At 52.1% G+C, this 21,858-nt stretch carries 19 protein-coding genes and 1 pseudogene; 16 read left to right on the top strand and 4 right to left on the bottom strand.

Features of this window, described 5'->3' with window-relative positions; genetic code table 11:
- Window positions 1-62 precede the first annotated feature (62 nt).
- From ACOTSW_RS02615 to ACOTSW_RS02585, 7 genes are all read left to right on the top strand, one after another.
- Entirely contained in the window at window positions 63-686 is a 624-nt protein-coding gene (locus tag ACOTSW_RS02615) for a hypothetical protein (RefSeq protein ID WP_423680844.1), read from the top strand.
- Window positions 683-1,225 carry a TlpA family protein disulfide reductase gene (locus tag ACOTSW_RS02610; protein ID WP_423680843.1) on the top strand — a complete coding sequence of 181 codons (543 nt, stop codon included), beginning with the start codon at window positions 683-685 and terminating at the stop codon, window positions 1,223-1,225. The genes ACOTSW_RS02615 and ACOTSW_RS02610 overlap by 4 nt, the downstream gene beginning before the upstream one ends.
- A 72-nt stretch (window positions 1,226-1,297) precedes the next feature.
- Window positions 1,298-1,735, top strand: a complete 438-nt coding sequence (aroQ, locus tag ACOTSW_RS02605) for a type II 3-dehydroquinate dehydratase (RefSeq protein WP_423680842.1) — start codon at window positions 1,298-1,300, stop codon at window positions 1,733-1,735.
- Between the two features lie 145 nt (window positions 1,736-1,880).
- Window positions 1,881-2,339 carry an acetyl-CoA carboxylase biotin carboxyl carrier protein gene (accB, locus tag ACOTSW_RS02600; protein WP_423680840.1) on the top strand — a complete coding sequence of 153 codons (459 nt, stop codon included), beginning with the start codon at window positions 1,881-1,883 and terminating at the stop codon, window positions 2,337-2,339.
- Window positions 2,340-2,404: 65 nt separating this feature from the next.
- Window positions 2,405-3,772: an acetyl-CoA carboxylase biotin carboxylase subunit gene (accC, locus tag ACOTSW_RS02595; protein WP_423680839.1), complete on the top strand. Its 1,368-nt coding sequence runs from the start codon at window positions 2,405-2,407 to the stop codon at window positions 3,770-3,772.
- 57 nt (window positions 3,773-3,829) lie between these two features.
- Complete coding sequence (gene prmA, locus ACOTSW_RS02590; RefSeq protein WP_423680838.1) at window positions 3,830-4,741, top strand: 50S ribosomal protein L11 methyltransferase; 912 nt, start codon at window positions 3,830-3,832, stop codon at window positions 4,739-4,741.
- Window positions 4,742-4,747: 6 nt separating this feature from the next.
- Window positions 4,748-6,169, top strand: coding sequence for a DUF3426 domain-containing protein (locus ACOTSW_RS02585; protein ID WP_423680837.1), 1,422 nt, complete (start codon window positions 4,748-4,750; stop codon window positions 6,167-6,169).
- A 59-nt stretch (window positions 6,170-6,228) separates the two neighbouring features.
- Here the strand turns inward: ACOTSW_RS02585 and ACOTSW_RS02580 are convergent, their stop codons facing one another.
- Both ACOTSW_RS02580 and ACOTSW_RS02575 read right to left on the bottom strand, forming a co-directional pair.
- A complete protein-coding gene (locus ACOTSW_RS02580; protein WP_423680836.1) occupies window positions 6,229-7,149 on the bottom strand; it encodes a pseudouridine-5'-phosphate glycosidase in 921 nt (306 codons plus the stop codon).
- A gap of 2 nt (window positions 7,150-7,151) precedes the next feature.
- A complete protein-coding gene (locus ACOTSW_RS02575) occupies window positions 7,152-8,252 on the bottom strand; it encodes a carbohydrate kinase (RefSeq protein WP_423680835.1) in 1,101 nt (366 codons plus the stop codon).
- Between the two features lie 566 nt (window positions 8,253-8,818).
- Between ACOTSW_RS02575 and rbsK the strand changes: the two genes are divergently transcribed.
- The 8 genes from rbsK to ACOTSW_RS02535 all read left to right on the top strand — a co-directional run bounded on the left by rbsK (window position 8,819) and on the right by ACOTSW_RS02535 (window position 17,203).
- Window positions 8,819-9,748 carry a ribokinase gene (gene rbsK, locus ACOTSW_RS02570; RefSeq protein ID WP_423680834.1) on the top strand — a complete coding sequence of 310 codons (930 nt, stop codon included), beginning with the start codon at window positions 8,819-8,821 and terminating at the stop codon, window positions 9,746-9,748.
- A 193-nt stretch (window positions 9,749-9,941) separates the two neighbouring features.
- A complete protein-coding gene (locus ACOTSW_RS02565) occupies window positions 9,942-10,937 on the top strand; it encodes a BMP family lipoprotein (protein WP_423680833.1) in 996 nt (331 codons plus the stop codon).
- Between the two features lie 91 nt (window positions 10,938-11,028).
- Window positions 11,029-12,558: an ABC transporter ATP-binding protein gene (locus ACOTSW_RS02560; RefSeq protein ID WP_423680832.1), complete on the top strand. Its 1,530-nt coding sequence runs from the start codon at window positions 11,029-11,031 to the stop codon at window positions 12,556-12,558.
- Window positions 12,559-12,613: 55 nt separating this feature from the next.
- Window positions 12,614-13,696 carry an ABC transporter permease gene (locus ACOTSW_RS02555; RefSeq protein WP_423680831.1) on the top strand — a complete coding sequence of 361 codons (1,083 nt, stop codon included), beginning with the start codon at window positions 12,614-12,616 and terminating at the stop codon, window positions 13,694-13,696.
- Window positions 13,693-14,664, top strand: a complete 972-nt coding sequence (locus ACOTSW_RS02550) for an ABC transporter permease (RefSeq protein ID WP_423680830.1) — start codon at window positions 13,693-13,695, stop codon at window positions 14,662-14,664. The genes ACOTSW_RS02555 and ACOTSW_RS02550 overlap by 4 nt, the downstream gene beginning before the upstream one ends.
- A 173-nt stretch (window positions 14,665-14,837) precedes the next feature.
- Window positions 14,838-15,830, top strand: a complete 993-nt coding sequence (locus ACOTSW_RS02545) for a nucleoside hydrolase (RefSeq protein ID WP_423680829.1) — start codon at window positions 14,838-14,840, stop codon at window positions 15,828-15,830.
- An 11-nt stretch (window positions 15,831-15,841) separates the two neighbouring features.
- Window positions 15,842-16,681, top strand: coding sequence for an isopenicillin N synthase family dioxygenase (locus ACOTSW_RS02540; protein WP_190477367.1), 840 nt, complete (start codon window positions 15,842-15,844; stop codon window positions 16,679-16,681).
- 123 nt (window positions 16,682-16,804) lie between these two features.
- Window positions 16,805-17,203: a cytidine deaminase gene (locus tag ACOTSW_RS02535; RefSeq protein WP_423680828.1), complete on the top strand. Its 399-nt coding sequence runs from the start codon at window positions 16,805-16,807 to the stop codon at window positions 17,201-17,203.
- A 137-nt stretch (window positions 17,204-17,340) separates the two neighbouring features.
- Here ACOTSW_RS02535 and ACOTSW_RS02530 read toward each other — a convergent pair whose 3' ends face one another.
- Window positions 17,341-18,090 (bottom strand): hypothetical protein, encoded by a 750-nt coding sequence (locus ACOTSW_RS02530; protein WP_423680827.1) that lies wholly within the window; start codon window positions 18,088-18,090, stop codon window positions 17,341-17,343.
- A 301-nt stretch (window positions 18,091-18,391) separates the two neighbouring features.
- On the opposite strand from ACOTSW_RS02530, the gene ACOTSW_RS02525 reads away from it, so the two are divergent.
- Window positions 18,392-19,813: an MBL fold metallo-hydrolase RNA specificity domain-containing protein gene (locus tag ACOTSW_RS02525; protein ID WP_423680826.1), complete on the top strand. Its 1,422-nt coding sequence runs from the start codon at window positions 18,392-18,394 to the stop codon at window positions 19,811-19,813.
- Window positions 19,814-20,091: 278 nt separating this feature from the next.
- On the opposite strand, the pseudogene ACOTSW_RS02520 reads toward ACOTSW_RS02525, so the two are convergent.
- Window positions 20,092-21,790 (bottom strand): annotated as a pseudogene (locus tag ACOTSW_RS02520) (L-lactate permease).
- Window positions 21,791-21,858: the final 68 nt, after the last annotated feature.

Raw genomic sequence — 21,858 nt, 5'->3', positions numbered from 1 at the left:
TACCTGACTGCGCCCGTGTTTCCCTATGCACAAAGGTGCAGATGTTGGGTTATGATGCCGCCATGATGATTCACACTCCCAACGAAGCCGAGGCCCTGCGGGCTGAAATCGCTATGCTGGCGGCACGCATGATCGCTGAAGACGGCGCTGACTATGCGACCGCCAAGCGCAAGGCGGCCAAACAATTGTTGGGTAACCGCAAGATCAAGGGCGATGTTCTGCCGGACAATGCGCAAATAGAACAGGAAGTGCGTGAATACAATGAACTCTTCTTCGGCGATACGCAGCCGCAAAGGCTGCACCATTTAAGACAACTGGCTGCCGGACTGATGGAAGAGCTGGCGCGCTTTCATCCGTATCTGGTGGGCGCAGTACTGAATGGAACGGCGGGCAACCATACCGATATCTATCTGCATTTGTTTACAGACAATACCAAAGACGTCGCCATTTACCTGCTGAACAGAGATATTCAGTTTGAAGTCTCAGAGCATTTCAATAATCGCAATGAAAGCGTGGAAACCCTGAGTTTTATCCACGAAAATGAGGGCGTTCATCTCGTCTTGCATGACCACGACGCGATCCGTAACGGTGGCGGTAAAAGTCTGGAGCGCGCTAATTTACAGACATTAAAAGCACTCATGCAGGAAGCTGCAGAACAACATACCGGAACGAAAGACCTGATATGAATAAACGATTTATCTCCATCGCCCTGCTGTGCGGCACTTTATTCGGCGCACTCGGTATTTACGCCGGAAATCTGAAGACAGCGCCCGAAACACCGCAAAACGATGCCGTCAAACAATTAATGGCAAAGACTTTGCCAGACAGCAATGGCAAGCAACAAGCCTTAACACAATGGAATCAAAAGCTGTTGGTCGTGAATTTCTGGGCGACCTGGTGCGCGCCCTGCGTACAGGAAATGCCGGAATTGTCCGAGTTGCAGCAGGAATTGAAAGGTAAACCAGTACAAATCCTCGGACTGGGTATAGACAGTCCCACCAATATCAGCGAATTTGCAAAAAAACTGAATGTCAGCTACCCGTTATATGTCGCAGGACTCGATGGCAGCGAATTATCGCGCCAGCTCGGAAATAAGGCAGGCGGGCTGCCATTTACAGTACTGATTTCTGCCGACGGCAAGGTGTTAAAAAGCTATCTGGGCCGTCTGAAGATGAATGAGCTGCGCGCTGATATCGCCAAATTTTCTGCGGAAAAGGCCAAGTAAGTTGATTTTTCCTTGCCAATTTCCGTGCATTAGCGGCAAAATGCGGCCATCTTCGTCAAATTGAATGTGACTATGGCGCGCAAACTATTGCTGCTGAATGGCCCCAATCTGAATTTACTCGGCACCCGTGAGCCAGCCGTTTATGGCTCAACCACGCTTGCCGACATTGAGGCCGCAGCACAGGCGCAAGCCGCCGCTGCCGGTGCAGAACTGATCAGCTTTCAAAGCAATCACGAGGGTGCACTGATCGACAGAATTCACGCGGCACGTGCTGAAAATGTCGATGCGATCGTGATTAATCCCGGCGGCCTGACCCATACCAGCGTCGCGTTGAGAGATGCACTGGCAGGCGTCGCCATCCCTTTTGTCGAAATTCATATCTCCAATATTCATCAGCGCGAGAGCTTCCGTCACCATTCTTTTCTGTCCGCCATCGCTAAAGGGGTGATCTGCGGCCTTGGCACTGACGGTTACCGGCTGGCGATTGATTTTTCTCTAAAAAATATCTAATTTCGCTCTTCTTCGTGCATTTAACGAGTATTTTCGTTTAATTTAATGTACAATCTCATTTTTTCCGGCATTGCAGGAACGTCAGAAACGTTCTATATTGCGCGCTCTCATTAATCCAGAACTACTTTTTTCTAGGGGATTCCACATGGATTTAAGAAAACTCAAAACCCTGATTGACCTCGTCGCAGAATCGGATATCGCCGAACTCGAAGTCACAGAAGGTGAAGGCAAAGTCCGTATCGTTAAATCTTCGGCATTACCTCAGAATCAAGTGGTCATGATGCAGCAGCCACAACAGCAGCAGATGGCGCCGGCCGCCGCACCCGTCGCTACAGCGCCAGTCGTTGCAGCGGCACCGCTTGCACCGGAAGGCAATATCGTCAAATCGCCAATGGTCGGCACTTTCTACCGCTCCTCCGCTCCTGGTGCTGCTCCTTTTGTCGACATCGGCAAAAGCGTCTCCAAAGGAGACACGCTGTGCATTATTGAAGCAATGAAATTGCTGAACGAAATCGAGAGCGATTTCGAAGGCACAATCAAACAAATACTGGTGGAAAACGGTCAGCCAGTTGAATTCGGCCAGCCTCTGTTCGTCATTGGCTAATGCCGGCAACGTGCCAGATGTCACTGCACTCATCGCAGCAACCATTGCCACAGTAAAGTTAAATCATGTTTGAAAAAATCCTTATCGCCAACCGTGGTGAAATCGCGCTCCGTATTCAGCGCGCCTGCCGCGAGATGGGCATTAAAACCGTAGTCGTGCACTCAGAAGCCGACCGCGAAGCTAAATACGTCAAGCTCGCCGATGAATCTGTCTGCATCGGCCCTGCTGCCTCGAGTTTAAGTTACCTCAGTATGCCCGCGATCATCAGTGCCGCCGAAGTGACTGATGCGCAGGCGATCCATCCGGGTTATGGCTTTTTGTCTGAAAACGCCGATTTCGCGGAACGCGTCGAGCAATCCGGTTTTGTTTTCATCGGCCCACGTGCCGAATCCATCCGTCTGATGGGCGATAAAGTATCGGCCAAGCACGCGATGATAGAAGCGGGCGTTCCCTGCGTTCCCGGTTCCGAGGGCGCATTGCCGGATGATCCGAAAGCGGTTGTGCAGACAGCCCGTAAAGTGGGTTATCCGGTCATTATTAAAGCGGCAGGCGGTGGTGGTGGACGCGGTATGCGTGTCGTGCACACAGAAGCGGCCCTGATCAATGCTGTAGCAATGACCAAAGCCGAAGCTGGTGCAGCCTTCGGCAATCCTGAAGTGTATATGGAGAAATTCCTGGAAAATCCGCGCCACGTGGAAATTCAGGTTCTGGCCGATCAGCATGGTAACGCGATCTGGCTCGGCGAGCGCGATTGCTCTATGCAGCGCCGCCATCAGAAAGTGATAGAAGAAGCACCGGCGCCCGGCATTCCACGTAAGATTATTGAGAAAATCGGTGACCGCTGTGCTGCAGCCTGCCGCAAAATAGGCTACCGTGGCGCAGGTACATTTGAATTCCTGTACGAAAACGGCGAGTTTTATTTCATCGAAATGAATACCCGCGTTCAGGTCGAACATCCGGTGACCGAAATGATTACCGGTGTTGATATCGTGCAGGAACAGATCCGCATTGCTTTCAATGAGAAACTGCGCTTCAAACAAAGCGATATTTCTCTCAAAGGTCACGCGATCGAATGCCGTATCAATGCAGAAGATCCATTCAAGTTCACACCGTCGCCAGGTCGCATCACATCGTGGCACGCTCCGGGTGGTCCTGGCATCCGTGTTGATTCTCACGCTTACGCAGGCTACTTCGTCCCACCGCATTATGATTCTATGATAGGCAAAGTCATTTCTTACGGCGAAACACGCGAACAAGCGATCCGCCGTATGCAGATTGCGCTGTCAGAAATGGTAGTGGAAGGCATACAGACTAATATCGCCCTGCATCGTGAACTGATGATTGATGCACGCTTTATCGAGGGTGGCACCAATATTCATTACCTCGAACATAAACTGGCAGATATGCCGGATCTGGCAAAGAAAAATCAATAATCATCACTACGGATCTTGCGTCATGTGAATGGCGCAAGATCTTTTAGAAAGAGCACTATGGGTTGGATAGAAGTCGTTATCGAAGTGGCACGTGAACATGCGGAAGCATTATCAGACGCATTGATGGATACTGGCGCATTGTCAGTTTCTGTCGAAGATGCGGACGAAGGCACTGCAGACGAAAAACCATTGTTTGGCGAACCGGGCATGGAACCCGAGGAAACAGCATGGGATCGCAGCCGTGTGGTCGCACTCACCGATATCGACAGCGATTATGCAGCGATAGTCGCAGCGGCAGCACAATCCATCGGACTGCCGTCAACTCCTTCTTATACCACCCGCTCAGTGGAAGAACAAGACTGGGTAAGACTGACGCAGTCCCAGTTTGCACCGATACACATCGGCAAAAATATCTGGGTCGTACCAAGCTGGCATGATGCGCCGGATGCGGATGCGCTGATACTGGAACTCGATCCGGGACTGGCATTCGGTACTGGCAGCCATCCGACCACGAGACTGTGCATGGAATGGCTGGAAGCACACGCACCACAAAACCTGACGGTGCTTGATTACGGCTGCGGCTCGGGTATTCTGGCGATGGTCGCGAGCAAACTCGGCGCTGGTAAAGTGATCGGTGTGGACATTGATCCGCAAGCGATAGAATCTGCGAATTTCAATGCTGAACGTAATCATTGCAACATTGAATTTGCTCTGCCTGAAAAATTCGGCACCGACCATCCGTCCTCTGAAAAATTCAATGTCGTCGTCGCGAATATTCTCTCCAGCCCATTGAAACTGATGGCACCGATGCTGGCAGGACGCGTGGCGCCAGGCGGCTCGCTGGTATTGTCTGGCGTACTCGCACGTCAGGCAGAAGAAGTGGCAGCAGCTTATGCTCCGTTCATCCAACTCAGCGTCTGGGCAGAGCACGAAGGCTGGGTCGCGCTCTCAGGACAATTGCCGGGTTAATCTGTCATGGCTCTCGCCACACGCTGCCCTCACTGCCAGACCATCTTCCGCGTGGCGAATGACCAGCTGAAGCTGCACGCGGGGCTGGTACGTTGCGGCTCCTGCCAGCAGACGTTTAATGGCGTTGAACATCTGGTTCCGCCGCATGAATTGAACAAGTCGCATCAGTCTAAGCCTGACGTGGTGTCCAATATAACGACAGCGCAAGCGCTGGCCTCGCCAGTAGCAAGGTCAGCATTAACACCAGCGGAAACAACGGAACCCGAAGTTGCCGTTCAGTCAACCCCGCTATCTGAAACTGCACCACCCGCTGCAGATCAGGTAGCCATCGTCATTGACGAAACAGCGACAGAAAAAGCGATATTTCCTTCTGCAGCGAAAGCAGAAGCAACACCAGCGGCAGTCATTGGCGACGCAGAAATCCGCGAAAAAACGAATGACTTGCCGGAAGATCTTGAGCAGGTTCTGGCTGCCAAGACGAAACCTGAACCAGAAGCGCCGGAAGTACCCGCTACACCGGTACCGGAATCAGCTGCCTCACTGGATTTTTTCCTTGGTGAAGAAGATCCTTTTGCAGAAATTTCAGCCACACCTCCGGAAACACTATTAGCTCAGGTAGAGCTGGAAACCAAAGCCGCTATGCTGGAAGAACCCAGCATAGACTGGTCGGTTGCCGACAACGTCAATGCAGAAGATGATCAGCGGATAACGGCGTCGGATGACAGCGAAGTATTGCCTGCGACGATGACCGCCATCGCCACTGACGAGCTTCAGGAGCCTCAGGAACCCTATCTGCCGGAAACGATGGACGCAGTAACACTCGCTCAGACCGGTGCTGCACTGGAGCGCCTGGCAACCGAGACTGAAGACTCCGTCAGCGATACTGGCGCGGATGAAGAAGAAAAACCTGAATTTGTCTTGCAGGCTGAAAAAGCAGAAAAGCGTGGTCGCCTGTACAGTATCCTGATGATCCTGCTGAGCCTGATTTTGCTGCCTGCGCTGATCGCGCAGACCGGATATATTTTCAGAAATCAGATTGCTGCTGCTTATCCGGAAACACGTTCAGGACTGGAACAAGTGTGCCGCATTATTCACTGTCAGATTTCTCTGCCAGCCCAGATCGACTACATCACCATAGAGTCAAATGAGCTACAGGCGCTGTCACCGGGAAAAAATACATATTCGCTGGTAATGCAATTACAAAACCGCAGCAACACGGTGCAATCCTGGCCCGCTGTTGAACTGGTGCTGAATGACGCAAAAGACAAGCCGGTCTTACAAAAAGCCTTTACTCCTAAAGACTATCTGAGCGAGCCGGCTGATATTGCAAAGGGTTTCGCACCCGGTACTGAAAAGAATATCAAGTTGTATTTTGACCTGCCCAAACTGAAAGCATCCGGCTATCACGTCAGCGTTTTTTATCCCTGATGTGTCGTGATCGCAATCACCGTATTGTAATCACGACAGCCAGCGACATCTGCTTCGTATCAGGATTTCTTATGAGCCGCCAGCGCATGCGCGAGTTGCGCCCCCGCCTTTGCATTATTTTTCACTAAAGCGATATTACTGACCAGACTACGGCCAGCGGTCAGTTCCTTAATTCTCGCCAGTAAAAACGGCGTTACAGCTTTGCCGCTGACGCCTTGCTGCGCCGCTTCCTGCAAAGCCTGCTGGGTAATGCCTTCTATTTCTGCCCGCGGCATCGCATCTGCTTCCGGAATCGGATTGGCAATCACGACACCGCCACGCAAACCCAGCGTCCACTTTGTCGCTATAAAATCAGCCTGTTCGGTGGCACTGTCGAGCTGGAAATCAGCACGGAAACCGCTATCGCGAGTGAAGAATGCCGGAAATTCAGCCTGACCTACGCTGATAACAGGAACGCCGTGGGTTTCCAGATATTCCAGCGTCAGACCCAGATCCAGTATCGATTTCGCGCCGGCACAAACGACCGCAACCGAGGTGCGCGCCAGCTCCTGCAAATCAGCAGAGATATCAAAACTGGTCTCTGCACCACGATGCACGCCGCCAATCCCGCCGGTCACAAAAACCGGAATGCCCGCCAGCTCGGCGCAAATCATGGTCGCCGCCACGGTTGTCGCACCTAATTTTTTACTCGAAATCACATATGGCAAATCGCGCCGACTGACTTTCAGTGCATCTGCAGATTGTCCCAGCAATTCCAGTTCTGCATCTGACAAGCCTATGTGTATCTTGCCATTCATAATTGCAATCGTAGCAGGAACCGCACCATGCTCGCGGATTATTGCCTCAACCTCGCGCGCAGTCTGTACGTTTTGCGGATAAGGCATGCCATGCGAAATGATGGTGGATTCCAGCGCCACCACAGGTTTACCGGCAACTCTCGCGGCGCGTACTTCTTCAGAAAAAACTAAATAGGATTGCATCATCACCCCTCATTGAAAATGGTTGCATCCAGCGTTTGCAGCACGCTGGTCTCTGTTTTTATCGTCAGTGCTGCCAGCTGCAAACCGCGCTGACAGGCAAGCTGCATATCATCCGGCGTCTGATGCAAAGACCAGCACACGGCAGCAGCAAAGGCATCTCCGGCACCAGTGACGTCCACGACCTCAGCCTGATGCGCTGCCAGGTGTTGCGCCGGCAAACCTCGTTTTGCATCAGTAAAAATGACGCCCTCCGCTCCAAGTGTGACGATCACATCGGTGACTCCCTGCGCCTGCAGTTGCAAGCAGCCACCGATAATTCCCTCATGGCTGCTGAAGCGGGTAACAAGTCTCTGTTCCAGTTCCGCCTGATTCAGAATCAGCAGGCGCACTCCGTTTAATACAGCAGGAAGACGCGCCATTTTCGGCTGAGAAACAGCCACGATGATCAACGGCTTATTATTCACAAGCGCCTCATTCATCAGCAACTGAATGCTGTCGGGAGGCAGATTCATATCAGCGACAATCATCGCAGCAGCGTTCAGTTGCGACCGGCGACTGATCAGAAAGTCGCGGTTAAGTAACTCACATAACTCCATGTGCGCCAGTGCCAGCACCAGTTCGCCAGAGTGATCCAGGATTGCAGTATAAGTCCCGCTGCATGCGCCGGAAACATGTAAAGAGCCGCTGGTATCGATTCCGCTACTTTTCGCGTGATTCATCAGTCCTTTACCGCTGGCATCGTCACCAATTGCACACATTAACGCTGCGGAGACACCCAGCCGAGCAAGATTTTCAGCGATGTTGCGGGCGACGCCGCCGTAAGACTCATGCTGACTGACAGGGTTGGAAGTGCCCATACGCAAAGGCGCTGCCGTCCTCAACTTACGGTCGATATTCGCACCACCGATACAGAGGATGGCGCGCGTTTCAGGAAACATATATGCCCGGCCGAGAATACGCCCTTCCCTAATCAGCCCGGCGATATGGCCTGCCACCGCCGATCGGGATAAATGCAATGCATCTGCCAGTTCTTGCTGGGTCACATACGGATTCGCACTGACAAGTGCAAATAATTGCTCTTTTTTTGATACTGAGCCGCTCATAGTATTTTTTCCTGACGGAACTTTCTGACGAGAATCAAGATACCGCATCAGATAAACAGGGATCACACTGCCGCCAACCCGAATAAACTTTACCGCGGCGGCACTCGCCCCAAAAAAAGACAAATGTTTAAAGTAAAAACATTTGTTTATTAAGGTGAATAATAACACATCCGGATACCAGCATCCGCCGGCACCAACCGGATAAATCGTCATATCGTGTCTGCAATTCCGATTTGACAGCAGTTATTATCCGCAGCACAATCTCGCCCTGCATGAATCGGTATCACAGTGGCACGGCAAGATTGTTCCGCTAAGACGCGACAGCAAAAGTACATGCCTGATACAACATGGCGCAGTGACGCGACTGAAGTGATATCGCTTGAGTTGCCGGTCGAAATAATAAGACACGCTGTAACACCGCCTGCTGCATTTTGCCCGTCTGGATATTGCATAAAATTTCATCAAATCCTGAGAATGCGCTTGACTGGCAGAAGTAGGCCATAGTTAAATACGAAATCGATTGCGCAAACGATTGCGCAGCACCCTTTTACTGAGAAAAAAGTATCATGAAGCCACGCATCACCGTAGTCGGCAGCGTCAATATGGATTTAGTGTTCCGCACACCGCGCATGCCCGCAGTGGGAGAAACCCTGTTGGGGCATGAGTTCCGTCAGATTCCCGGCGGCAAAGGCGCCAATCAGGCGGTGGCTGCTGCCCGTCAGGGTGCGGATGTCAGCTTTATCGGTGCAGTCGGCGATGACGGCTTTGGTGATTTCTCGCAGCAGTGTCTGGCGAAAGAAGGCATCAACATTCAGCATCTGGCGCGTGTTGCCGGTGTTGCCACTGGTGTGGCCGGTATATTGGTGGAAGACAATGGCAGCAATAGCATCGTGCTGGCAGCAGGTGCCAATGCAACACTGAGCGTCGATCAAATCGAAGCAGCGACCAGTGTCATCGGTGCGGCACAGTTATTGCTGTGCCAGTTGGAGACACCGGTCGATACCGTCACCCGTGCAATCGCCATCGCGCATGCTCAGGGTGTCAAAGTGGTGTTAAATCCGGCTCCGGCACAGCAACTGGATTCTGCATTATTAAAGCAAGTTGATTACCTGATCGTGAACGAAACAGAAGCATCACAACTCAGCGGCATCAGTGTAAGCAACCAGGCGAGTGCACAACAGGCATCGGAACGTTTGCTGGAACTGGGCGTCGGAACCGTTTTGCTGACTATGGGTGGCGACGGTGCATTGATCACACAAGCAGGCAGCAGTGAATTTATTCCGGCGATTAAGGTCGATGTGGTGGATACCACCGCAGCTGGTGATACTTTTGTCGGCGCGTTTGCAGTCGGTATCGCTAATGGGCTCAGCGTTTCTGATGCCAGTCGCGAAGCACAATATACTGCAGCGCTGACCGTGACGAAATTGGGAGCACAGACTTCGATTCCCCATCGACATGAAGTTCTGGATTTCGTGAAAGCGCGGAAAGTCGCCTGATTGCGATTGAATACGAATACAAGATGGCAGGATTTGATAGAATTTTGACCTTACAGCCAGACTCGCTGGTGACGCGTGGTAGTCTGATGTCAGTAAGTGCCGATAAATAATGAGTGATGCCACTTGCGACTTGCCGTCAGCGAATAGCGATCACGAACGCAATCACACAAGATATACGAATAAGGAAGCTCTCATGAAACTCAAACAACTCTGCCTGACTCTGGCTGGCTTGCTCGTTGCAGGCGGCGCTTATGCTGCAGACCCGAAATTTGCCGTTATCTACGATGCGGGCGGTAAGTTTGATAAGTCTTTCAATCAGTCCGCTTCCGAAGGTGCAGAACGCTTCAAAAAAGAAACCAAAATCGGCTTCATGGAAGTACAGGTCGCCAGCGACACGCAAACAGAGCAAGTGCTGCGTAATCTGGCTCGTAAAAACGTTGATCTGATTGCCGCAATCGGCTTTGGACAAGCGCAGGCAGTACAAAATATCGCTAAAGAATTTCCGAAAACAAAATTCGTGTTGATTGACGGTGTTGCTGCGGGCAACAATGTCAGCTCGGTATTATTTAAAGAACAGGAAGGTTCTTATCTGGTCGGCGTGGCGGCAGCGCTCGCGAGCAAATCCAAAAAGATTGGTTTCATCGGCGGCATGGATATTCCGCTGATCCGTAATTTCTCCTGCGGCTACACACAAGGTGCAAAAGCCACCGATAGTAAAGTCGAAGTGATCCAGAATATGGTTGGCACCACCACTGCGGCATGGAACGATCCTGCCAAAGGCGGCGAACTCGCGCGCGCGCAGTTTGAGCGTGGCGTCGATGTGATCTTTGCAGCAGCAGGTGGCAGCGGCATGGGCACACTGCAGGCAGTCAAAGAAAAAGGCAAACTCGGTATCGGCGTTGACTCGAATCAGAACTATATGCATCCGGGCAATATGTTGACATCGATGGTCAAGCGCGTTGATCAGGCGATTTATGACAGCTTTATGCAAATGAAAAATGGCAAATGGCAAGGTGGTACCATCTACAAAGGCCTGAAAGAAGGCGGCGTGGACTGGGCGCTGGACAAAGACAATCGCAGCGTTGTCAGTGCCGAAGTTGAAAAGCGTGTCAACGCGGCGAAACAAGACATCATTAACGGAAAAATCAAAGTCGTCGATTTCCGTGACGCCAATAAATGCCCGGTTTAAGATAAAACTCACCATGATCGGGGCGCCAACATCGGCGCCCCGAAATTTTTACCCCTATTCTTGACTCAATCACACCGAGAATCCCGAACGTATGCAAGCTGCCGTCGAATTTCAACACATATCCAAACGCTTTGGCGCAGTGCAGGCGAATCGCGATGTGAGTTTTTCCATTGCACCCGGTTCCATCCATGGCATCATCGGCGAAAATGGCGCAGGTAAATCCACCCTGATGAGCATCCTGTACGGCTACTACCGTGCTGACGGCGGTCAGTTGCTGATCAATGGCGCGCCACAACAAATCCGTAACAGTCAGGAAGCTATCGATCTCGGCATCGGCATGGTGCACCAGCATTTCATGCTGGTTGAAAACATGACGGTGCTGGATAACGTCATGCTCGGCTCTGAAGGCGGCTTCCGCCTTGCTGCTCATCGCAAACAGGTTGAAGCGAACCTGCGTGAGATTTGTCAGCGTTACTCGCTCGACGTTGATCCGCTTGCCAAAATTCAGGATTTATCGGTCGGCATACAGCAACGCGTTGAGATTCTGAAACAGATATACCGCAGCGCGAACATTCTGATTCTGGATGAGCCAACGGCAGTGCTGACGGTACAGGAAACCGCTTCGCTGTTTGCCGTTTTGCGATTATTCAAAGAGCAGGGCAAAACGATTATTCTGATTACGCATAAGCTGCAGGAAATTCTCGACATCACCGACGAAGTAACTGTGATGCGCGCGGGTACTGTTGTCGGTTCTGTGCAAACCGCGAACACCAATAAAGAACAACTGGCGGAACTGATGGTGGGTCGCCCTATCGAAACACATCTGCCGCGTGCGCCGTATGCGCCGGGTGAAACAGTGCTCGATGTGCAGGGACTCAATCTGATCAACGCCCAGCAAGTCAGCTTGCTCAAAGATCTGAATTTCAATATCCGCGCCGGAGAAATCGTCGCCATCGCTGGCGTCTCCGGCAATGGACAAAGCGAGCTGCTGGAAGTGCTGAGCGGTATGCGTTTACCGAGTAGCGGCGCAGTGACGATGCAAGGAAAGGCACTACCATTCGCTGGGCGCAAAGATGCGGATGGTTTGCCTGCGACGTTCCGCGAACTCGGCATCGCACACGTACCGGAAGACCGTCTGCGTGACGCCGTTGTAAAAAATTTCTCGGTCATGATGAACAGCTTTCTCGGTTATCAGAAAAAGCTGGGCAAAGCTTTTGGTCTGCTCGACTACAAAACCATACTGAAAACCTGCAACGAACTGCTGAGTAAGTTTGATGTACGCCCGGCTGATCCACATTTGCGCATTGCGCTGCTGTCCGGCGGTAATCAGCAAAAAGTGGTGATGGCGCGGGAGATGGCGTCAGAACCCAAACTGATGCTGGTAGGTCAGCCAACACGCGGTGTCGATATCGGCACGATAGAAAGTCTGCACGCACGCCTGCTGGCGATGCGCGATGCTGGCGTCGCCATCCTGTTAGTGTCAGTGGAACTGGAAGAAGTCCGTGCCCTGGCTGACCGCATTCTGGTCATGTCCGGCGGCTGTATCACTGGCGAGCTGAAAGTAGAAGAATTTGATGCGACCCGCATCGGCCTGCTGATGGGTGGATTACACAAACACTAAACAGCAGCCGGAATACAAAGCAAACATAAGCGAACAAACAAGCGACGAACCACGTATGAATCAAGCCGATCTTCCCCGCTGGGCCACCGCCTTTGCCCTGCCTTTACTGAACTTGCTGTCCGCCCTGCTGGTGGCAGCGGGTGTGATTTATCTGCTGGGTGAAAGCCCGCTGGAGTCGCTGGGCATACTGCTGAATGCTGCCGTTTTCAATCCTGAAGGACTGGGCTACACCCTGTTCTACGCCGCCACATTTATCTTCACCGGATTATCCGTATCGATTGCGATGCAGGCGGGTTTATTCAATATCGGCAGCGAAGGTCAGATGTATCTGGGTGGTCTCGGGCTGACTCTGGTGCTGCTGGCTTTTGATGCGAGCTTACCGGCATGGCTGCTGATTCCGCTGGCGATTGTCGGTAGCGCGATCTTCGGCGCGGCATGGGCTTTTTTACCCGGTTATTTGCAGGCAAAACGCGGCAGTCATGTGGTCGTGACGACCATCATGTTCAACTTCATTGCGGCCAGCCTGATGAACTACATCATCGTCAGCTTTCTGATTCCTGCCGGTGAACAAAACACCGCCAGCCGCGTCTTTGCCGATAGCGCATGGCTGCCTAAGCTGAATGGCATCCTGCCGGTTCTTGGTGAAACCCCGCTGAACATCAGCTTTATCATGGCCTTACTGGCCTTAGTCATTTACGGTGTTGCAGTGTGGCGCACAACCTGGGGTTATCAGTTACGCGCGACGGGTCTGAACCAGCATGCAGCGCACTATGCGGGCATTTCCATCAGTAAAACCATCATGGTTGCGATGATGATTTCCGGCGCGCTGGCTGGCCTGGCGTCCGTCAATTCCGTCATGGGCTCCACGCATTATCTTGGCCTGAATTTCCCCGCAGGCGCAGGCTTTATCGGTATCGCCGTCGCACTGATGGGACGTCAGCATCCGATCGGTATTTTGCTGTCGTCGATACTATTCGGTGCGCTGATCCAGGGTGGCTTTGATCTGTCGCTGGAAAAACCGAATATTCCGACCGAAACTTTTATTTTCATTCAGGGCCTGATCATTCTGTTTTGCGGCGCGATGGAAAATCTGTATGCCCCGGCCATTTCTGCCCTGCTCAAACGTAAGGAAAAATGATGTTTGATGATTTTCAATTTTCCAGCATTCTGGTTTCTACCATCCGCAATGCACCGGTATTAATGTTTGCAGCGATGGCAGGTCTGTTCGCTGAACGCAGCGGCGTGGTCGATCTGGCACTTGAAGGGAAAATGCTGGCAGCCGCGTTTGTGTCAGCAGCAGTCGCCTTTGCGACGCAAAACCCGTGGTTCGGCATACTCGCCGGTGTCGGGATTTCTGCTGTCATCGCTTTATTGCAGGGCTTTGTCAGCATCACGCAAAAAGGTAATCAACTGGTGGCCGGTATTGCCCTCAATATCGCCCTGAGCGGCCTGACCTTTGTGCTTGCTCAGTTTTTCTTTATGCAAGGCGGGCGTACGCCTGATCTTGGTTCTGCCCGTCTGTTTGATATTGTTTTACCGGGCTCGGAAGCAATCAGCGGCATTCCGTTTCTGGGCTGGTTTTACACCAAACTGATCGGTGGTCACAGCGCGCTGGTGTATCTGGCATTTGCCCTGATACCGCTGGTGCACTGGGTCTTGTATCACAGCCGTTTCGGTCTGCGTCTGCGCGCTGTCGGTGAAAATCCGCATGCTGCCGATGCCGCTGGCATCAATGTCGAGCGCACCCGTTTTATGGCGATGCTGTGCGCCGGTGTGCTGTGTTCATTCTCCGGCGCTTATCTGTCCATCGTACAAAGTGGTTTTTTCCTGCGCGATATGTCCGCTGGTAATGGTTATCTGGCGCTCACCGCGCTGGTGTTCGGTAACTGGCGGCCACTGCAAACGGCGCTCGGTTGCCTGATGTTCGGTTTTTTCACTGCTCTGCAAGTCCAGATCGAAGGCGTGGTCTTCCCTGGCTTGGGAAAAGTACCGGGATCATTGATACAGATGATTCCGTATGTAGTCACCGTCGTCGTTCTTGCGGGCCTGATGGCGAAATCCGTCGCGCCGAAGGCGATAGGCGTGCCGTTTGTAAAGTCACGATAAAAGACTATAAAACCTGCCGGTCGTCCGTATGGGCTTGCCCCTTACTGGCTGCCGGTGATTTATTTTTTAAATCGACAACGTTACGGCCTCCTTGAACCAGGTCAAACACAACAAATTGCTTCACACTGGGTTCTGTTCAATGGCCAGTTGAAGTTAATTCCTGGAGTATTTCCATGCAAGCAAAACATAAAGTCATTTTCGATACGGACCCTGGCGTTGATGACGCAATGGCGCTGTATTTCGCGCTGGCCCATCCTGATATTGATGTCGTCGGTATCACCACTACTTTCGGCAACGTGTATGTCGAACAGGCGACTATCAATGCGCTCTACCTGACCCGCATCGCAGGCCGCACTATTCCGGTGGCGCAAGGTGTGAATGTGCCATTCGCGAAAGCCGCCGGTACTCCGCCTGATTTTATCCACGGTGCAGACGGCCTCGGCAATCTGCCTTCCCGTATCGAAGTCGGCGGTCAGGCTGAAGTGGAAAGCGCAGCGGAATTCATCGTCAAGATGGCGCGTCAGCATCCGGGTGAAATCACACTGGTTGCAGTTGGCCCGCTGGGCAATCTGGGTCTGGCACTGAAAATGGAACCACAACTGCCTAAGCTGCTGAAAAAAGTCGTGCTGATGGCCGGTGCGGTTGACGAGCCGGGCAATGTCTCGCCAGTTGCAGAAGCGAATGTCTGGAATGATCCGGATGCCGCCGATCTGGTCTTTACAGCAGGCTGGGATCTGACCATGGTTGGTCTGGATGTGACGCATCGCGTGGTCTTGCCATCGAGCTTCTTTGCACGTCTGGCAGAACAACACAAACACGTCGCGATGGATACGCTGTCGCACGCAGTGAATTTCTACGCGAACTTCTACCAAAGCATACGCCCTGACCTCGGCCATGCTTGCTACGGTCACGATGTACTGGCGTTTGTCTGGCTGGTCGCACCGGAAATCTTTGAAACACAAAACGGCCGCGTGCGCGTTGCCAAAGAAGGCATAGGCAATGGTCAGACCATGATGGCGAAACTGGCGATTCCTTACCCGCAAGCAGGTTGGGAAGCCAGCAAACCAGAAACCCGCGTCTGCATGAAAGTGGATGCTGAAGCCTGCGCTAAGCTGATCGACCAGACCTTATCCAGCGACTGGCTGAAACCAGCTCTGGCAAAATAAGGGGAACCATCATGCTGATACAACCAGTTGATTACCGTGATCCGGATGCGGCAAGAAAATTCACCGAAAGCCTGCACAACACCGGCTTTGGCGTTTTGACCAATCATCCTTTATCGCAAAATCTGCTCAACACCATTTATCAGGAATGGTACGAGTTTTTCCAGACCGATGCGAAAAACAAATACGCGTTTACGGAAAAAATGGACGGCTATTTTTCGCCGAAAATTTCCGAAACCGCCAAAGGCTATGCCAAGCGCGATCTGAAAGAGTTTTACCACGTTTACCCGTGGGGACAATATCCATCCGAAGTCTCCAAGGCTGCGCTGGAATACTACGAACACGGCAACAAACTCGCGACTGAATTGCTGCAATGGGTCGAAGACCATACCCCGGCAGAGATCAAGGCCAAGTATTCCATGCCCTTGTCTGACATGATCACTGACAGCGATCTGACCCTGCTGCGCGTGCTGCACTATCCGCCGCTGACGGGCGATGAAGAACCAGATGCAGTGCGGGCAGCGGCTCATGGCGACATCAATCTGCTGACCGTGTTGCCAGCCGCCACCCAGGCCGGTTTGCAGGTATTGGGCAAAGACAATGCCTGGCACGATGTGCCATGCGACTTTGGCATGCTGATCGTCAACATCGGTGACATGCTCGATGAAGCCTCGCAAGGATATTACCCTTCGACCATTCACCGCGTGCTGAATCCGACCGGCGAAGAAGCGAAAAAATCCCGCATTTCGCTGCCACTGTTCCTGCATCCGCGTCCAGACGTCGTGCTGTCTGAACGTCACACGTCCGGCAGCTATCTGCAAGAACGTTTGCGCGAACTGGGCGTGAAAAAATAATCGCCCAATACTGCTGCGCCTTTCAGGACAAAAATGCGCTGAAAGGCACGGCAGATATAAGGGATAAACGTGAACAACAAAGAGGCATGCTGACCGGCATGCCTTTTTAAATGGAGAACAAGAATGAACACCCAAGAACTGATCGTTGAAGCCAAACTGGCACGCGAACGTGCGTATGCACCGTATTCCAAATTCAAAGTCGGCGCGGCCGTGCTGACCAAAGACGGCAAGGTTTTCCACGGCTGCAATGTGGAAAATGCGTCGTACGGCCTGTGCAACTGCGCCGAGCGCACCGCCTTATTCAGCGCCGTCGCCGCTGGCTATCGCCCCGGTGATTTTCAACAAATCGCCGTCACCGGCGACACCGATGGCCCGATCGCTCCTTGCGGCGCCTGCCGCCAGGTCATCATTGAACTCGGCGGCCCCGAACTCGAAGTCGTGCTGACCAACACCAAAGGCGACATCAAAACCACCACCGCCGGCGCACAATTACCGGACGCGTTTTATCTGCAACCGGAATAAATTTCAACCTAATAAAAAAATCCCCGACACATCGTTTGATTTGTCGGGGATTTTTATTTGCGGGATGTATTGCGCTGTTGCTATCTCAAGATGAATTTTGAAGGTATCACGTTGTCGAACTGAGGCAGGTAAATCATTTATTTTTCTTCTTTATTGTTGTTGGATTTTGTAGAACCAAAAGTATCTTTTGTCTTTCTTTGTTGCTCTGCCAGTTCCGTAATGATTTGCTCATATGTCCAACCTGGGGAAATTACTGCGATACCAGCGGATAGCGCTTTCTCCTTTATATCATCTTCGCCATTTTCTGGAAGAATGATGCAAACAAGGTCACTTAGTTTGAACTTTAGAGACTTTGGTGTTCGCCATTCGCGTTCCCAAGTGAAGTCGTACTGTTCGTGCATAGCATTCATAAACGGAACGATGCGTCGTAAAACCTTGTGATCATCAGACTGGGTTGCTACAGAAAAAAGATAATCGACAGATTCTCGAATATGGAGGTTTCCGTCGTAACTATTGATATAAATGGCGGGCTGTCCACCTTTTTTGGCAATGAAATCTTTGGTGAAGACTACACCGTACGCTTCTAGTTTTATTTGTCTGCCTGGAATTTCTTGGACAAGAAGATGGAGCTGACTAAGTGGGACCTCAGTAAAACAAGCAACCCGGTAGCCTTCTTGTTGCTCCTTGGGGAGCTTCGAAATTTTGTCGTTATAGATGCAATGTGGCTTAACCGCCCAAATTTCTTTACTTCTCAAAATTTGTAAAAGATTATCTCTTCCGGTAGCACCATTAGTAAACGACTTACGGTCGTCACGAGTCAAATGCACAATGCATCTAGAGTAGTCCGTGCGATGTTGCGTTGCTACTTTCGAAGAATTTGAGGCCATAGAGATGCCTTATTTGCTTTAAAGTTAAAAACAAAAATTAACATGCATTTGCAAAATAAACAATACTGCATCAACTCTCTTAAAAGGCTGATGACTGCTACTTCAATAGGCAACATCATCGCCAAAGCTGAGCAACTAATGCGTGAAGTTTGCGCTGCCTCAGCATGCGTGCATTCATTGCGGCATTCGCAGGGGAAGATGCGGCGAATGCTATCTGTATGGCATCACTCTGGCTATACTTGATCCTTCGGGCAAAGTGGCGATCAGCGCCGCGCCCAGATTATTCAGTGAGGAAATTTAATTGAAACTGTCATTTCATGGCGCCGATCTTGGTGTGACCGGTTCCTGCCATCTGCTCGAATGTAATGGTGTACGTATACTGATTGACTGCGGCATGTATCAGGGCAGTCATAATCTGAATGAAGAAAATGCCGGTCCATTCGGCTTCGATGCTGCCTCCATCGACTACGTGTTGCTGACGCATGCGCATCTGGATCATTGCGGCCGTTTGCCCTTGCTGGTGCGGCGCGGATTCCGTGGCAACATCATCGCCACCGCGGCGACCCGCGATCTGGCGCGCATCGTGCTGCTCGATTCTGCGCATCTGCAGGAAGCGGAAGCCGAATATCAGAACAAAAAAAATGCGCGGCGCGGTAACGACAAGCACATGGAAGCGCTGTACAACACGCATGATGTGTTGCATACGCTGGATCACTTTAACCAGATGGTGCATTACGATCAGGAGCTGCTGATCGCACCCGGCATCACCGCGACGTTTATCGACGCCGGCCATATTCTGGGGTCCTCCTCTATCGTGCTGAATCTGGCGGAAGACGGAAAGCAATGCCGCGTCGTCTTTTCCGGCGATATCGGCAGCAACGGCAGAAAGCTGCTGCGCAATCCGGCGACACCACCGAAAGCCGATGTGGTGGTGATGGAAACCACGTATGGCGATCGTCTGCACAAGCCGCTGGATCTGTCGATCGAAGAACTGTATCAGGTGATTACAGAAACCTTCCGGCATGGCGGCAATGTTGTGATTCCGACCTTCGCGCTGGAACGAGCGCAAGAGCTGCTGTATTACCTGCGTGAAGGCGTGGAGCAGCACATCTTACCGCGTTCCATGCAGGTGTTTCTGGATTCACCGATGGCGATCTCGGCAACCGAGATTTTCCGTCAGCATACCGGTTGTTACGACGCTGAAACGGCAGCGATGTTCAGCAATGAGCATGATCCGTTTGATTTACCGGGCCTGCATTTCACACGGGATGTGACAGACAGTATGGCGATCAACCGTTTTTCCGGCGGCGCGGTCATCATGGCCGGTGCGGGGATGTGTACCGGTGGACGTATCCGTCATCATCTGAAGCATCATCTGTGGCGACAAAATGCGAGTATCGTGTTCGTCGGTTTCGCCGCACAGGGAACGCTGGCAAGGGAAATCATCGACGGCGCGCGTGAAGTGCGTGTGCTCGGTGAGCAGATTGCGGTCAGGGCAGGTATCCATACGATCAATGGTTTTTCAGCGCACGCCGACCGTGATGAATTACTGGCCTGGCATCAACATACGCATGCCAAGCATACGTTTCTGGTACATGGTGAAGAGGGAGTCATGCGCAGTTTTGCACGCTTGCTGCCAACCGCTCAGGTCAGCCTGCCGGAAACCGCCGACAGCATTGATCTGACGCCGTATTGCCATCCGCAGAAAACAGCGAAGCACTGAAAAAAAATCCCCGACACAGCGTGCTGTGGCAGGGATTTTTGATACGACAGGGGAAGTTGCCCCTGTGTTTTTTGTTGCGTCTCAGGAGTTACGCAAAGTTGCCCCAGCAAGGCTAAAAGGCTTTTTTCTGCTTTGGGAAACATCGCTGGTAAGCGATGTCCGTTTCGCCAGCAGGCAACATGTTGCCTGAAACCCTGGCTACACCATGGCGACGAAGACAGTACGAATAGTACGGCTAGGAGCCATAACGCCGCTGGGGCGGTTTTGCGTGAGTCCTATCAATGTACCAGTGAGGTGAAAGGTGCAACGTAGGCTTGCATAAACACGAAGAAGCCGACCAGCACCGCCAGCGCCAGACTATGGAAAAACACGAAGCGCAGAATCGTGCCTTCATGTCCATACCAGCGTGTGGCAGTACTGGCGACCACGATACTCTGCGCATCGACCATCTTGCCCATCACCCCCCCCCGAACTATTGGCAGCAGCCATCAGCACAGGGCTTAAACCCAATTGCTCTGCGGTGGTTTTTTGCAAACCGCCAAACAGCACATTGGCGGCCGTATCCGAACCTGTCAGCGCCACACCCAGCCAGCCGAGCAAGGTGCCGAAGATAGGATAGAAAGCACCGGTATGCGCAAACACCAGACCCAGCGTGGCATCGGTGCCGGAATAGCGTGTCAGATAACCCAGCGCCAGCATCAGCACAATGGTCAGCAGCGAATAACGTACCAGCCAGATCGTGCGAAAATAAATTTTGACCAGATCAATCGGTTTGTATTTCATCAGCAAGCCGCTAATGATGGAGGCTAGGAAAATCCCTGAACCCGTGGCCGACAGCCAGTTCAGCGTATATACCGCGGCTTCTTTATGCGGCTTGGCGACGACAGGGGCGACCTTCTCGACCATGTTATGCAAACCGGTAAATGGAATCTTGAATACAGAAATGCCATCGACCCATTTTTTGAATTCCGGAACGCCCCAGACAAACACCAGCGTGGTTAAGATCACCCACGGCATCCATGCCAGCACCAGTGCACGGGTATCGTGCTTTTTGAAAATCGCTGCCGCGGCATCGGCTTCATGGCCATGCGGTTTTTCACTTTCCAGATCAGGTTCGCCGGAATCGGTTTCATGACCTTTGAGTGAGGTGGAAGTCCAGATTTTTTTCGGTTTCCAGACTTTCAGGAACAGAATCAGGCTGACCATAGACACAATCGCGGCGACCACATCGACCAGCCACGGACCGTGGTAGTTCGACACCAGATATTGCGGGATCGCGAAACTCAGACCGGCAACCAGTATCGCTGGCCAGATTTGCAGCATGCCGCGGAAACCGGCAAACGCCCAGATCAGCCAGAACGGCACCAACAAAGAGAATAAGGGTAACTGGCGACCGATCATGCCGGACAACTGCATCAGATCGATACCAGTCACCGCCGCCAGTGCAATCACAGGCGTGCCGAGCGCACCATACGCCACTGGCGCAGTATTCGCGATCAGACACAGACCTGATGCCGCCAAAGGAGAAAATCCCAGACCGATCATGATCGCTGCTGTCACAGCAACTGGTGTACCAAAGCCGGCAGCACCTTCAAAGAAAGCGCCGAAACAGAAGGCGATCAGCAATAACTGTATACGGCGATCATCGGTGATGCCGGTCAGGCTGTCCTGCAATACAGAGAATGAACCGTTTTCTATGGTCAGCTGGTGCAGGAAAATAATATTCAACACGATCCAGCCAATGGGCAGCAGACCAAATGCGGCACCAAAACCTGCCGCATTCCATGCCAGCCCGGCAGGCATGCCGAAACCCAAAATCGACACTGCTAACGCGCTCGCTAAACCAAGACCCGCAGCGTAATGCGCCTTCATATGACCAAATGCAATACATCCCAGCATCACAACCACAGGTATCGCCGCCATGAGGGCGGATAACCATATATTGCCTAGCGGGTCATAAACCTGACTCCAGACCATTTCTATCTCCATTGTTTTAAAAGCGCTTGCGGACAATTGCCGCTATAGCGGCGATAGTACGACAGGAA

It is taken from the genome of Undibacterium sp. WLHG33 (assembly GCF_049544815.1).
GTDB lineage: Bacteria > Pseudomonadota > Gammaproteobacteria > Burkholderiales > Burkholderiaceae_D > Undibacterium.
This window is presented reverse-complemented; position numbering and strand designations above follow the sequence as displayed.

Excerpts from the sequence above, each read along its gene's own strand:
- ACOTSW_RS02580 (WP_423680836.1), bottom strand. The coding sequence starts at position 7,149 with ATGCAATCCTATTTAGTTTTTTCTGAAGAAGTACGCGCCGCGAGAGTT.
- aroQ (WP_423680842.1), top strand. The coding sequence starts at position 1,298 with ATGGCGCGCAAACTATTGCTGCTGAATGGCCCCAATCTGAATTTACTC.
- ACOTSW_RS02615 (WP_423680844.1), top strand. The coding sequence starts at position 63 with ATGATGATTCACACTCCCAACGAAGCCGAGGCCCTGCGGGCTGAAATC.
- ACOTSW_RS02540 (WP_190477367.1), top strand. The coding sequence starts at position 15,842 with ATGCTGATACAACCAGTTGATTACCGTGATCCGGATGCGGCAAGAAAA.
- rbsK (WP_423680834.1), top strand. The coding sequence starts at position 8,819 with ATGAAGCCACGCATCACCGTAGTCGGCAGCGTCAATATGGATTTAGTG.
- ACOTSW_RS02555 (WP_423680831.1), top strand. The coding sequence starts at position 12,614 with ATGAATCAAGCCGATCTTCCCCGCTGGGCCACCGCCTTTGCCCTGCCT.
- ACOTSW_RS02545 (WP_423680829.1), top strand. The coding sequence starts at position 14,838 with ATGCAAGCAAAACATAAAGTCATTTTCGATACGGACCCTGGCGTTGAT.
- ACOTSW_RS02585 (WP_423680837.1), top strand. The coding sequence starts at position 4,748 with ATGGCTCTCGCCACACGCTGCCCTCACTGCCAGACCATCTTCCGCGTG.
- prmA (WP_423680838.1), top strand. The coding sequence starts at position 3,830 with ATGGGTTGGATAGAAGTCGTTATCGAAGTGGCACGTGAACATGCGGAA.
- accC (WP_423680839.1), top strand. The coding sequence starts at position 2,405 with ATGTTTGAAAAAATCCTTATCGCCAACCGTGGTGAAATCGCGCTCCGT.
- ACOTSW_RS02535 (WP_423680828.1), top strand. The coding sequence starts at position 16,805 with ATGAACACCCAAGAACTGATCGTTGAAGCCAAACTGGCACGCGAACGT.
- ACOTSW_RS02560 (WP_423680832.1), top strand. The coding sequence starts at position 11,029 with ATGCAAGCTGCCGTCGAATTTCAACACATATCCAAACGCTTTGGCGCA.
- ACOTSW_RS02610 (WP_423680843.1), top strand. The coding sequence starts at position 683 with ATGAATAAACGATTTATCTCCATCGCCCTGCTGTGCGGCACTTTATTC.
- accB (WP_423680840.1), top strand. The coding sequence starts at position 1,881 with ATGGATTTAAGAAAACTCAAAACCCTGATTGACCTCGTCGCAGAATCG.
- ACOTSW_RS02550 (WP_423680830.1), top strand. The coding sequence starts at position 13,693 with ATGATGTTTGATGATTTTCAATTTTCCAGCATTCTGGTTTCTACCATC.
- ACOTSW_RS02565 (WP_423680833.1), top strand. The coding sequence starts at position 9,942 with ATGAAACTCAAACAACTCTGCCTGACTCTGGCTGGCTTGCTCGTTGCA.
- ACOTSW_RS02575 (WP_423680835.1), bottom strand. The coding sequence starts at position 8,252 with ATGAGCGGCTCAGTATCAAAAAAAGAGCAATTATTTGCACTTGTCAGT.
- ACOTSW_RS02530 (WP_423680827.1), bottom strand. The coding sequence starts at position 18,090 with ATGGCCTCAAATTCTTCGAAAGTAGCAACGCAACATCGCACGGACTAC.